The sequence below is a fragment of the Blautia sp. HCP3S3_C4 genome, assembly GCF_052064095.1.
Lineage (GTDB): Bacteria > Bacillota > Clostridia > Lachnospirales > Lachnospiraceae > Blautia_A.
Genome location: NZ_JBQHWF010000004.1, coordinates 216742 through 230082 on the forward strand (window position 1 = coordinate 216742; position 13341 = coordinate 230082).

Annotated in this window: 13 protein-coding genes; 4 read left to right on the plus strand and 9 right to left on the minus strand. The window is 37.2% G+C overall.

Going from position 1 to position 13341, the window contains the following annotated elements:
- Nucleotides 1-101: 101 nt before the first annotated feature.
- Nucleotides 102-323 carry a helix-turn-helix domain-containing protein gene (locus tag ACTNC6_RS05995; protein WP_243103379.1) on the plus strand — a complete coding sequence of 74 codons (222 nt, stop codon included), beginning with the start codon at nucleotides 102-104 and terminating at the stop codon, nucleotides 321-323.
- 164 nt (nucleotides 324-487) lie between these two features.
- On the opposite strand, the gene ACTNC6_RS06000 is transcribed toward ACTNC6_RS05995, so the two are convergent.
- The 4 genes from ACTNC6_RS06000 to ACTNC6_RS06015 all read right to left on the minus strand — a co-directional run bounded on the left by ACTNC6_RS06000 (nucleotide 488) and on the right by ACTNC6_RS06015 (nucleotide 4845).
- Nucleotides 488-1030, minus strand: coding sequence for a Uma2 family endonuclease (locus tag ACTNC6_RS06000; RefSeq protein WP_441043457.1), 543 nt, complete (start codon nucleotides 1028-1030; stop codon nucleotides 488-490).
- A 134-nt stretch (nucleotides 1031-1164) separates the two neighbouring features.
- Nucleotides 1165-2478: a YARHG domain-containing protein gene (locus ACTNC6_RS06005; RefSeq protein WP_441043459.1), complete on the minus strand. Its 1314-nt coding sequence runs from the start codon at nucleotides 2476-2478 to the stop codon at nucleotides 1165-1167.
- 66 nt (nucleotides 2479-2544) lie between these two features.
- Entirely contained in the window at nucleotides 2545-3705 is a 1161-nt protein-coding gene (locus tag ACTNC6_RS06010; RefSeq protein ID WP_441043460.1) for a GTPase, read from the minus strand.
- A 3-nt stretch (nucleotides 3706-3708) separates the two neighbouring features.
- Nucleotides 3709-4845 carry a GTPase gene (locus ACTNC6_RS06015; protein ID WP_441043461.1) on the minus strand — a complete coding sequence of 379 codons (1137 nt, stop codon included), beginning with the start codon at nucleotides 4843-4845 and terminating at the stop codon, nucleotides 3709-3711.
- A 123-nt stretch (nucleotides 4846-4968) separates the two neighbouring features.
- On the opposite strand from ACTNC6_RS06015, the gene ACTNC6_RS06020 reads away from it, so the two are divergent.
- The gene (locus ACTNC6_RS06020) at nucleotides 4969-5253 is read left to right on the plus strand and encodes a helix-turn-helix domain-containing protein (protein ID WP_441043462.1); all 285 of its coding nucleotides are present in this window, start codon (nucleotides 4969-4971) and stop codon (nucleotides 5251-5253) included.
- A gap of 386 nt (nucleotides 5254-5639) precedes the next feature.
- On the plus strand, nucleotides 5640-5975 hold the full coding sequence (locus ACTNC6_RS06025) for a hypothetical protein (RefSeq protein WP_441034500.1): 336 nt from the start codon (nucleotides 5640-5642) through the stop codon (nucleotides 5973-5975).
- 260 nt (nucleotides 5976-6235) lie between these two features.
- Here the strand turns inward: ACTNC6_RS06025 and ACTNC6_RS06030 are convergent, their stop codons facing one another.
- The 3 genes from ACTNC6_RS06030 to ACTNC6_RS06040 all read right to left on the minus strand — a co-directional run bounded on the left by ACTNC6_RS06030 (nucleotide 6236) and on the right by ACTNC6_RS06040 (nucleotide 8803).
- Entirely contained in the window at nucleotides 6236-7201 is a 966-nt protein-coding gene (locus ACTNC6_RS06030) for a hypothetical protein (RefSeq protein ID WP_441043463.1), read from the minus strand.
- A gap of 167 nt (nucleotides 7202-7368) precedes the next feature.
- Entirely contained in the window at nucleotides 7369-8061 is a 693-nt protein-coding gene (locus ACTNC6_RS06035) for a carboxypeptidase-like regulatory domain-containing protein (RefSeq protein WP_441036100.1), read from the minus strand.
- Between the two features lie 91 nt (nucleotides 8062-8152).
- Entirely contained in the window at nucleotides 8153-8803 is a 651-nt protein-coding gene (locus ACTNC6_RS06040; RefSeq protein ID WP_441036102.1) for a Crp/Fnr family transcriptional regulator, read from the minus strand.
- 155 nt (nucleotides 8804-8958) lie between these two features.
- Here ACTNC6_RS06040 and ACTNC6_RS06045 point away from each other — a divergent pair, with 155 nt between their 5' ends.
- The gene (locus ACTNC6_RS06045) at nucleotides 8959-10749 is read left to right on the plus strand and encodes a flavin reductase (RefSeq protein ID WP_441036104.1); all 1791 of its coding nucleotides are present in this window, start codon (nucleotides 8959-8961) and stop codon (nucleotides 10747-10749) included.
- Nucleotides 10750-10909: 160 nt separating this feature from the next.
- On the opposite strand, the gene ACTNC6_RS06050 is transcribed toward ACTNC6_RS06045, so the two are convergent.
- Together ACTNC6_RS06050 and ACTNC6_RS06055 are read right to left on the minus strand one after the other, a co-directional pair.
- Nucleotides 10910-11455, minus strand: coding sequence for a Uma2 family endonuclease (locus tag ACTNC6_RS06050; protein WP_186994424.1), 546 nt, complete (start codon nucleotides 11453-11455; stop codon nucleotides 10910-10912).
- A 496-nt stretch (nucleotides 11456-11951) separates the two neighbouring features.
- Nucleotides 11952-13280: an IS200/IS605 family accessory protein TnpB-related protein gene (locus ACTNC6_RS06055; RefSeq protein WP_441043464.1), complete on the minus strand. Its 1329-nt coding sequence runs from the start codon at nucleotides 13278-13280 to the stop codon at nucleotides 11952-11954.
- Nucleotides 13281-13341: the final 61 nt, after the last annotated feature.

Genomic DNA, 13341 nt, shown 5'->3' on the forward strand with positions numbered 1-13341 from the left:
ACAGCTTTGTTTAGCTCTGTGTTTTTTTCTATAAATGTAAAAAATATATAACCAAGAAACATATTCATAAAAAATATCAGAAAATAAGGGAGGACGAAATCTTGACAAATTCATTTTCATTTTATAAAAGCACATCTGATTCCTGCAGTGATCCAATAGACATTATGACTGTTGCTGAAGTTGCTGCATTTCTCGGTGTCGGCAAGAACCGTATTTATGAATTACTTAACAAGGGAACTATTAAAGGATTCCGAATGGGATCTACCTGGAAAATCAGTAAGATGGCATTAGAAGCTTATATTAGAGAAGCATCAGGACTATAATATTAACGCAAAATACCGGATTGAGTTTTATACGCTCAATCCGGTATCATTTTTTTATTGTTGATATTTTCATATAATACAGCCAGAAAGATAACATGTCTCTCTGGTCATTATTTTCATGTGCATCTAACTTAGGTAAGCATTATTGTAATCTGTCATAATACTTATAAATCCAGATTTCTAAAATCAATAGACAAATCCTTGTATATTGCTGTCGGTACAGTATCTTCAAAAGAATATTCATCAATACTGTTATGCTCAAAGTTATATACAATTGTCCGATTCTTCATCGGATCTACAATCCAGTATTCCCTGACACCTGTTGCCTGATATTTCAGTAATTTTACAAGATAATCAAGCTGTTTACTGGACGGAGAAACAATCTCGATAATCCAGTCTGGAGCACCCTTGCATCCCCGATCATCCAGCTTATTCTTATCACAGATCACGGAGATATCCGGTTCAACATAGGTATCAGATGTTTCATCCAGATATACTGCAAATGGAGCCGCATATACCTTGCAGTTGCCTTTATGGGAACGTATATACTCTCTGATAGTACCGGAAAGCTCCATGGATAAATCCTGATGTTTTCTGCTCGGTGGTGCCATATAATAAATCTGTCCATTAATCAGCTCTGCACGTTCGCCATCCGGAAGTGCATAAATATCAGCTATTGTATAAGTATGCTCTTTTGGTAAAGCCATGTTCTCACGCTCCCTTCCTACTTTCTATAGTTGTATTATAGTCGATTGTCTTAGAATAATCAACGAAAAAACCGGATTGAACTATTCTGCCCAATCCGGTATCATTTATTTTTCAATCATCTTCATTGTAAGAATTATCCTTCATAAGAACCATCTTCTTCGTAAGAATCATCTTCTTCATATGAATCATCCTCTTCATATGAATCATCTTCATCAAAAAGGAACCCCCAATTCTCCAATAAATCATTTCTTATATATTCCTCTTCTTGAGACAATATCATATCTGTCACTTCATTCATACTTTCTATTTCCGGAGTCCACTGGCTCTTTGGCAATGGTTCTATGTATTCTACACACATAATCCCAGTATTTACCATGCTGCCGTATACTGCAACCGGTGTATTAGCAAAACTTTGTGATGTGGTAATTCCATTAATAGACACTTCCCCTATTGCACTAAAATCATATGAAAGATTTAAATAATCAAATTTATTTCCTGAAGACAAATATGTTTGATCATCCTGAGGACTATTACAAAAACTTTCCAAAAATTCCTGATCTGAAGTACTTCTGTCCCACGCCTGCCATCTGCTATCCATTCTGAAAATGCCAATACATTTCACAATTTCTCCTATATTTTCTGGCCAATCTCCTGTGAAATAATCATAATCTACTAATCTGGCACTTGCCTTTCCTGAATCATTGCCGCCCATAAATATATGTTCCATATCAATTTGTGGTGCATTTCCTCCGGTTGTCAAAGTCCCCCATACAGTTACAGAAATAGGATGTTCTGATATCCCCTGATTATCTAATGTCTTATCATATTTATCTGGATCATAATTTACTGTAACATAAGGCATTTGCGGTCCCCAGACTTCTACAGAAAATGCACTTACATTATTAGCAATTAATCTTCCGCTGCAAATAACCTTTTCTCCAACATAATTCTCAAGATCTTCTATGGTATTCGCATTATATAAGTCTTCATACTCACTATCACCGGAAGCATCTTCCGAATAATTTTCTATGCATTCATTTAAAATGGATATATTCTGCCTTTCCGCATTATTTAGCATATCATCACTGAAATCTGCTTCATCTATGGTTCCCACATACCAGCTTTTACCTGCAAAATATGCCTGTACATCTGCATCACTAAATCGAACCCCACGCCGAGCATATATCTCTTTAATAGACATTTTTAACAAACTCTTGTCAAAAGATCCCACTTCATCAGCAGAAATTACTCTTGTTGCGCTGTCTGCAATCAAATATGCATCCGGGTCTGTTGGTAATGAGCCAGTTATAATTGATTCATCATCTGCCTGTCCTGCACCGGAATCAGACTGTTCTGTATCAAAATCTGTAGCCCAAATCGGTATTGTTGCGCCTTGTCCAATTATTAATATGGTAGATATTATTAATCCAACTATTTTCTTCTTCATTTTTGTACCCCATCTTTATATACATATTTTTCCGTTACAATATAGCTATCACAATTGTGAATGTTATCATTTCATCTGGTCTATTAGTTTTTCATATACTAATTTTTGAATTTTATCTTCACTGGGGACTTTCCTTTGCAACTGCCATGAGATATCATCAATTATTTCCTGAACTCTTTTCTTTATAGTAACAAGATAATACCCACCTTTTACTACACCACCAAGCACACCCCAAATATCATCATCTGAAATATTATCCATCTCTTCTACAAATTTTCCCAATTTTGACTGCTCAAAGATTTCATCAGTATCAATTTCAAGTAAATCTGACAGTCCAAAATCCTCGATATCATATGCTTGTATATAGCATCCCATACATTCACTATATAAATTATAAAAATCAACTAAAGGTTTTATTTTATTTTGATAATTCACATTTAATGTATCAATAAAGCTGTCCAGCTCTCTTTCTTTATCTTCAAAAACAGTGTCCCATTCCGAAAAAAGATCTTTTCTGCCAGATATATCCAGCAACGCTTTGACAGTATTTATTTGTCCTATAGACAAATCCAGTGCATTTTTTATGCGATAACATATTTCCATATAGCCATAATACAATTCTTTCGCGTATTCTTTTGAAATTTTTAGTGAAATATCCATCCATAACAGCCTAAATATTTCATCTAAAACTTTCTCCCTGCCAAACTGAACTACTGATTTTTTCCTAAGTTTTATGGCCACAGAATTAACAAAATAAATTTTTATCTCATTTCCTAACTGAGATTTCAGATATGTCTCCATGTCTCTCCTGTTTGAATCATTTGGATCCTCGTCACAATGTGTTATAATAATATGAACATTTTGTGCTATGTTTCCTTTTATTGATTTAATAAATTTTACTTCCTCCGGCTCCAAACGTTTTCTTTCTATATTAAGACAATAAAAAATAGTATGTAACCACTTAAAAACATCTGTATCATTACATTTTGTTCTTATAAATTCTATTATTTTGTCTTTTTGAGTAGAAGAATCCAACACCTCTAATCCCTTAGAATCATAAATTCTTAAAGGAATTTTTCCATTATCGTATTCATACGTTTCAAATCCCTGAGTAACTGGCATACCAGTTGCAACTTTACATACATCTTTTCCCACAAGATAATTAATAAATGAAGATTTGCCTACTCCTGTTCTGCCTAACAGCATTATATTAGCATATTTTTTCATATGTTATTCCTCACTTTTGCTTGCATTCTCTTTAGCAGCTTTCATTGCTTTTTCAACCATCTCAGCTGAAAAAGCCATAGTCCAATCTATAGATTCACCATTCATATACTTTTTCACATTCACATAACAAATTGCAGATATTGCTGTACCTAATATTCCGGTTATCGAAGCCGCCACGCCTGCGTTAACTACACTTCCAACAACCTGTCCAACTATTGGTATCATTTTTAGAATACTAGCTGATATACTTTTTCCAATTTGCGAAATTACAATATCACCTATTAATCCCTTGGAAATAGCTGCCAAATCACTTACACCGTATAAATCAATTATTTTTGCTACCATAGCCACCTGTATAGGCACTAATATAGCAGCATCAGAAAACGGTATCGGTATCGCCGCTGCAGCACCAGCAGCTGTAACAGCCGTTGCAATCGCTTCATTTGCCTGTTTTCTTTTGGCTTTTAGGTCATGCATCTGTGATGCTACAAACTTTTCTCGTAAATCTTTATCATCAATTTGATTTGCAGACCATTTTATCAGTTTTGGTATATCTAATTCTAATTCTGCATCATTGCATGTTTCAAAACAATACAAATCATCACACACTTTATCTCGTAATATTTTCTTTAATATAGCTGCTTTTTCACCATCCTCTGTGTCTAAATCACATTTGGTAAATACTACGCATACTCTATTCCGTATTTGAGCATTATTGCAAATATCTCTTAAAATTTTTATATCCATATCTTCTACACGTTCATTTGCTACTGAAATGCAATACCATATAATATGGATTTTCTCATTTTCCCCTGAATGCTCATTTTCAATACCATTTTCTAATATTGGTTTCACTGACTCATAATAGTCATTTCCTTGATTCATTTCATATCCAGCTGTATCTATCAAATTAACACTTAATCCATATTGTTTCCCATAATATATTTTCCCGTACCCCTTTGTCTCTGGTTTAACGTTGGAAACCTTTGCCAAATCTCTTTTAAAAATAGCATTTATAAGGCTAGATTTACCAGCACCACTTATTCCTAAAAGCATTATGTTTGGATATAATTCATTTTTCTTTTCTGACTGGTACTTTTCCCAAGCTGCATTCATGTTCTCTTCAAATTTGTTCATCATACGTCCTCCACATTAGTTTTATTGAGCATTTATATACCCATATATAAATATACCACCCTTTTATACGTCTTACAATATACTGATAATAAAAATATAATCAGAATATAAGGAGGTAGCCATTCAATGAGAAACAAAAAAGAAAACCCTTTACGCCAACTTCCTGTTAATTCTAGTGACCATGGTGAGATCAGGATTCATTTGAAAGAAATATTAGAAGAGCGCGATATTTCTCTGAATCAATTATCTTTCAGAGCTGAAATGCAGCGTACACAGTTAAGAAATTATAGAGATAATAAAATCCAGAGACTTGATATTGATATATTGAAGCGTTTATGCTATGTCCTCGACTGCGATCTGCATGATCTGATCGAATATATTCCTGCTGAAGATTCTTCTGAAAGGCAATAATATATTGTATTTTGCAATATGTATTACGTTACGTTTCGCACAGCATCATAAAAATTTATTCGAAATCATAACAATTCGAGAACATTCGATTTTCTTCTTCCTTGCAAAATCCATCAAAATCTTTTATAATAGAACTGTAAGTTCTTACAAGTATTATAGCTATATACCCTACAAAAGATAACTTGGTGCCTTACATTTATATAATACCCTTATAAACAATACTTAAATAAATCATGCCTATGCATGTCTCGGAAATATATTCACATATTTTGAACAAAACCATATGTCTCTTTTATTCATAGAGCGGCATAAAAATAATCTTACTATTATAAATGAATGTAGTAGACGTGGCATCAACTTCATAAAAATTTCGAGGAGGTAAGCCAATGTTATCTAATGAACTACTGGTTGACGCTATTAAAAGCGGTGCTACAAATGAGGAAATTTACGAACTTGTCAGGTCAATCTATGGAGAGGCCATGAAGAAAACCTATTATTCTTTACTTAATAGAGATAAATATTATCAATCGCTTCTTACTAAAACAGATGAAGCCGAGAAAAAGCTGAACCAACAAGAGATGTCTGTGGAAACCAGAAATGCTGTAGATCATTTTATTGATTTATCTACGGAAATAGATGATGAATCTCATGCCGTATTGTATCTTGCAGCATTTATAGATTCATACCGTTTTTTCAAGGCATTGGGACTTGTCATTTGCTAATAAACTTCAAAAAATAAAATATGTATGACGACAACAGGAGGAAAGGTATCTGCCTTTCCTCCTGTCATTTTTCTTAAAGATTATATTCTTTATATAACTGCTCACCTCTCACCTGTCCGATTGCCTCCCTTCTGCACGTCCAATTGCTTTTCCCTCAGCTTTAAGTCTTTCAGATTCCAGTTTCAGAACTTTTCCTCCCATAATTTCACCTATTCCTTTCCGAACATCTTCTTTTCGTAAGATATAGAGTACATTATATATTACCAATATTTCTTCACATAATTAACAGCATCTTCTTCAGATAAAGAAAACTCTTCCATTACATTTTTAATAGCTGCTTTCTGGTCAAGTTTAAATTTTTTACAGGTTTTAATTGTGCCAGCAATCATGCCCTCCTGAAGTCCTTCTTTCTTGCCTTCCTGCTTTCCTTCCATTTTTAATTCTTCCAACGCACTACACATATTAACCTGACCTCCTTTTTGTTCCAGTTCTAAAGCATGATCTATCAGTTCCTGCGACTGTGTGATCGCTCCGATCACCACTCCCAGTTCTGATGCAATCAGCCTGTCTTTATATACTGTATTAATTTTATTATAATCACGTTCATATATAGAACGGCTGATATCAAATACAGTATTGACATCCTGATTATGAAACTGAAGTGATCCGCTTGTCCTTAATTCGAGTAAATTCATCTTATAGTCTGCTACCAGAGGTTTTATTTTCTCTGGAACCTCCAGCATATCCATCAGGCACAAAGGTCCGTCCCATGGATTCTCTCCATAATAAACGCAAAGGCTTATCATTGGATGCAGTCTGTCTGTTTTCTTCATATTGGAAAGAAACTCATCTGATGATGCAAAGTTCTTATCTTTTCGGTTCTTTGCTGCAATTTCCTGATACTCTTTTAGATAGGAAAAACCATCTCCAATCATATGACGAAGTGGCATTGCATAATGAATTTTTGCCTGATTTTCCAGTCCCCAGATTACAAAATCAATACCATATGCTGTTTTCTTTACAACATCCAGTACTTTCTGTACTGTTTCAGCATGTCCATTAAATTTGAGAAATGAGGAAACATCCGTGTCTGCTTCTGACAGATCAGCTGGATTCAGTACCTGTTCACCGTCAAACAGTGCAGCATTAAACAAATCTGCAAAATGATGATTGTCTCTCCAAAAGTTCTTTAGTATGGTATCCGGTTTAATTTTATTTTGTTTCACCGTTTGCCATCCTCCTTTTCTAATATCACTATACCATAGGTTATTTTCGATTTCTATCAGAAAATTTTTCTAATCTTCCTTATCCCTGTTATTTTCTATGGTATAAGCGTTTTTCCCATGAACTTTAATACATAATTCGTCAAACTGAATGTTTCTGCAATACCGAATTAGTGAACATTCCGGTACCACTCCGTATAAACCCGGTTTAATGTAAAGGACATGATTGCCAGAACATTAGCCCTTATCGTATCCTCCGGCCATGTTGCATAAATTTCACTGCTGGCTACATTTTTAATATAATCTTTATATCTCACATAGTAATTTTCTGCTGAAGTATCTCCCACCGGTCCGTCATGTACGATCACATATTCCGGCACTACAACTTTACTTAGCACAATCTCCCCTGTCTCATTTACCGGTTTGATCTCTGCCTCCTCAATCTTTGGCGGATATTCATAAAACAATGTATGAGGCGGAATTACGATCCGCTGGTATTCTTCTGAAACAGATCTGGCAGCAAGCATCACCGGCTGACTGGACAGCACCTGTGGAAGCACCTCACTTCCAGCCACTTCCTCAGACTCAAATCCTTCTGCATCAATCTGCACCGTATATTCCGCATACGGTTGCTGTTCCACCGGTTCCATACTGTATTCCAGTGGCGGTGTTTTCAATTCAATCACCGGTGTCCGTCCTGAAGAATTCGTTACCAGCTCTTCGATCACAGAATCAGGATCCCCTGTATAAGAAATCTTTACCCGTGCATTCTCCACAGGTCGGTTACTCAACTGATCCACTACTGATACTTGATACCTCCCCCTATCCACATTTTCCTGCTGCATCCGTCTATTCTTATCCAAGTCCATACAAACTCCTGCAAAACTACTTTCCTGGTAGTTTATGCATCAGAGTTATATTTGCCACTGCCATTCTCTCAAATGCACGGACGTATTATGAATTCAATCTGTAAGGAAACACAATATCTCTACCTTCTTTTGCCACGATTCCATCCTCTTCCAGGCTTTTTAATTCCCTTGTCATAGCACTTCTGTCCACCCCAAGATATTGAGCCAATGCTGTATAAGACATTGGAATATGTATTTTGCAGCTGTGTTTTTCCACAGAAAGTCCATTCAGATACGCAAGCAGCTTTTTCCTTGTAGTAGCTCTGGACAAAATATAAATCCTCTGCATTTGCTGTCTGGACTGTAAAGCAGTCATCTGCAGAAGATTACTGATCATCTGACTGTGATGATGACAGGCCTTCTCGCACCTTTTAATCACATGTTCATAATCAATAAACATTACCTTTGTTTCTTCCTCTGCTTTCACATAATAATGCTGGGAATCTGCCGGAAGCAAAAAAGGTTCCCCAAAAACTGTATCTTTTTTCAATTCGTCAATCATATATTGATTGCCATCTTTATCACAACAGTACAACGTGGCCCTGCCATAAAGGATCAGTCCTATTTTATGCATAGTACTGGAATATTCCATAACTATCTCACCATTTTTAAAGACAAGTTCTCTTGCCTGAAAACAAACACGCATTCTTTCCTGCTCTTCGGGCAGAATATCTGTAAATAAAGTAATATGTGACATAATCATTCCTCCTGGTTCTTTTTAATATATCACATTTTTATCAATAAAGCATTCTTTTTGTGACTTTTGCAACAGAATTATCTTTTATTCCATGTTATCATATAAATAAATTCAAAACACCATTCATTCACTTAATAAAAATGGGAGGAAACTACATGAAAATTACAGAAACCATTAAATATGTCGGCGTAAACGATCATCGGATTGATCTGTTCGAAGGTCAGTACAAAGTTCCAAATGGAATGTCCTATAATTCCTATGTGATTTTAGATGAAAAAATAGCAGTTATGGACACTGTAGATGCAGATTTTACTCATCAATGGCTTGATAATATCCAACAGGTTCTGGAGGGACGTACTCCTGATTATCTCATCGTACAGCATATGGAGCCTGACCATGCTGCAAATATTGCCAATTTTTTGAAAGTTTATCCGAATACTACTGTTGTGGCTACAGCAAAAGCTTTCCATATGATCCGCAATTTCTTTGAGCTTGATCTGAGCAATCAGAAAATAGAAATGGAAAACGGCGGCACTCTTTCTCTTGGATATCATCAACTTACTTTTGTATTTGCCCCAATGGTACACTGGCCAGAGGTTATGGTTACTTATGACAGTACAGATAAGGTACTTTTTTCCGCTGACGGATTTGGCAAATTCGGCGCGCTAGATGTAGAGGAATCCTGGGATGATGAAGCAAGAAGATACTTTATCGGAATCGTAGGGAAATACGGAAAGCAGGTACAGAACCTCCTGAAAGTTGCAGCCACCCTCGATATTCAGATCATCTGTCCGCTGCACGGTCCTGTCCTTACAGAAAATCTTGGACATTATATTCATCTTTATGATTTATGGTCATCCTATACACCGGAAGCAGATGGAATTGTTATCGCGTACACTTCTGTATATGGTCATACCAGAACTGCAGTTTCTTTACTTGCCGATAAACTGAAATCCAGGGGATGTCCCAAAGTCCTGGTCTATGACCTTGCAAGAGACGATATGTCCCAGGCAATCAGCGATGCTTTCCGCTATCCCAAGTTGATTCTTGCAACTACTACTTATAATGCAAGTATTTATCCATTCATGAATGATTTTATCACCAGACTGGTAGAACACAACTATCAAAACCGCACCGTCGGTCTCATTGAAAACGGAAGCTGGGCACCTTTGGCTGCAAAAATCATGAAAGAAATGATGGACAAATGTACTAAAATAGACTGGTTAAAAAACTCCGTACACATCTGGTCTGCTGTCAAAGAAGAAAATCGCAGAGAAATCGATGCAATGGCTGATGAACTCTGCAAGGAATATATCGCAAAAGACGACTCTCTGGCAAACAAAAACGATATGACAGCTCTTTTCCGCATTGGTTATGGACTTTATGTCGTAACTTCCAATGATGGCAGAAAGGATAATGGTCTAATTGTTAACACTGTTACCCAGTTGACAGACAATCCCTATCGTGTAGCGGTAAATATCAACAAAGCCAACTACTCTCATCATGTAATACAGCAGACCGGCATTATGAATGTTAATTGTCTGTCTATTGATGCACCATTTTCCATCTTCCAGCAGTTTGGTTTCCAGTCAGGAAGAACTGTTGATAAATTTGCAGGTGAGAAAATCAACCGTTCCGGAAACGGTCTCATCTTTCTTGACAAATATATCAATGCGTTCATGTCACTGAAAGTAGAACAATATGTGGACCTGGGCACACACGGAATGTTTATCTGTAGTGTCACTGAAGCTCGTGTCATGAGCGATCAGGATACTATGACCTATACCTATTATCAGCAAAATGTAAAACCGAAACCTCAGACAGAGGGCAAAAAAGGTTTTGTATGCAAAATTTGCGGATATATTTACGAAGGTGATGAACTTCCGGAAGACTTCATATGCCCACTTTGTAAACATGGTGCTGTAGATTTCGAACCAATACAGTAAACCTTTCTGAAAAATAATCTGACAAAAGCCTCCCAGAACAATTCTCCGGGAGGCTTTCACTATGAGAAAAGCCCCCAGGATTAACTCCCGAAGGCTTTCATGCTACCTGATTCATTTCCGTTCTTCTCTAAAGCATATTGTTTTTTATCCATAAAATCACCTATAATTCCATACTTCCAAAATCAATCGCAAGATCATCATAGATTCCTACTTTGATAGAATCCTGTAAGGTATATTCATTGATACTTTCATCACCGGTAAAATTATATACTATAACACGATTCTTCTCAGGATCAACAATCCAATATTCCTTAACACCTGCTGAACGATATTTCAGAAGCTTTAACAGGTAGTCCATTTTCTTACTTGCTGGTGATACAATCTCAATAATCCAATCAGGCGCACCCTTACACCCTCTATCATCAAGCTTATCTAAATCACAAATTACAGAAATGTCTGGCTCTACATAAGTATTGCTTCTTTCATCCAGATAAACAGCAAACGGTGCTGCATATATTTCACACTTTCCTTTATGTGAACGGATATATTCACGAATGATACCAGAAAGTTCCATTGATATTTTCTGATGTTTTCGGCTTGGTGGTGCCATCATATACATACGACCATCAATCAGTTCTGCTCTTTCTCCATCTGGTAAAGCATATATATCATCTATAGTATAAGCTTCTTCTTTCAATAATGGCATGTTATCACCTCCAAGTGAGCTTAGCTATAAATATATTATAATATAGATTATGTCTATTCAGCAACCTGTTTTTTGATTCTGACAAAACTATATCACTTCCTGGTTCCACTCCACACCATTTGTATCTGTCCATGTGTCTTTTCCATCATAAATATAGACAGTATTAGTACAATCCATGTAACGGCCATCCACTAACTTATAAACGAATGCCTATACATACCATCATTGCACACACCAGAGTACATACATTGTACGCCCTCGAACCCATATGGAGTGTTAAACACCATAATATCGCACTCCTCTTTATCAATCTTTGTGAAGTGAATTAAAAACTTTATCCTCACACGACTGAAGTCGCGTGCTTCCAGACGCTTTAGGCGTCAGACTGAATATCGGCGGATACACCTGTAACTTAGATGCGCAGTTATGCGCATTTCCCATACCAGATATGGCAGGTTCCCACATTACAGGTAGTCCGCTGTATATCTGCCTGTATCTATGCTACTTTTAAGAGTTCCATTTCTGAATGGAGTTTCCTCAGATCTGCATAGACGCATGAGGTTCTACGCTTTACAGGAGGGACTTTTGCCTCCAGTAAAGACCTTTCCGTCGCCGGAAGGGGTTTTAAAAGTTCCCTTATAAAATATCTCGCCCCTATATTACAGGATGCTGACAGGTCACAATTATATCGTTTTCCTGTCTGGAAAGTACAGAGGCTGTGATTTTCCCAGTCACGTGTTACCGCCCCTGAACCATCATAAGCCAGTCTGCTGGTATTCCATGCGCAGATCCTGGATACCCGAATCCCTTTCCTGTGTGCCTGATGTTCACAACACTTCTGGATATCTCTTTTTCTCCACAGGTGCAGTTTCTGTTTTTTCTTTCCCGATATCTTCCCCTGCATCTCCAGATACTCGAACACGATCACATCTGCATGGTTTTCTTCCGCATATCTTACAATCGCACCTGCAATCTTTTTACCCAGTTCTGTGTTCAGACGTTTCGTATATGCCCATCTTCCCTGTGTCTGCGCAGAGCCATGTTCCCTCTGGAATCTGCGGATCCGTCCCAGTGTGCGGTACATCCGGTCTTTTTCACTGGGATGATCTATGAATCTTCTTCCCAGGACAGTTCCGTCTGCCCGCATGATAGTACAGACTGCATCGGTATTGATCCCTAAGTCCACACTGCAGATGATCTGTTCTTTCACAGGTGTTTTGGTAAGTGTTACTTCTTCTGTATAGGAAAAACGCAAAAAATACTTCCGGTGTCTCTTTTCCAGAGTTGGAGCAGATGCCTTTTTCCCTGACCAGTATTTTCTCAGATATTCCATATCTGTATGCTCCAGACGTACACAGAACCATTTCCAGTCATGGCCGTCATAGAGTTTCAGGTATGCTTCGTCTTTCCCTTCCGCTCCCTCACGGTACATGACATCACGGTAGAAGACCGGCATGGCGTGGTTTTCATATACAAGCCTTGTTTTCCCGCTCTTTCCGTCTGTCTTTTCCCATAGATCCAGCCGTGTTTTATAAGAGGATACGGTCCCCAGTGCATGCTGGATGGCAGATCTGCGCAGATAGGAAGGCATCTTTGGGAACCGGATATCAAAATCAAAACAGGCATGATTTTTCTTCGTAGTATGTACCAGATGTTCTGCAGCATTAAAACGTCTCTTTGCATCCGGGATTTCTGCTAATTCTTCCCATACCTGCACATAAATTCCAATCAGATAACTGACAGCAGAACGGTAGATCTCCAGTGTCTGGCGGATTGGGATATTATGTTTTCGTAATTCTACACCATAACTGGATATTATCTGCATTTTTATTTCTCCCTGATAACTCTTTTCTCAGATTCTGTTGTTTTTTCTACTACCCATGGCT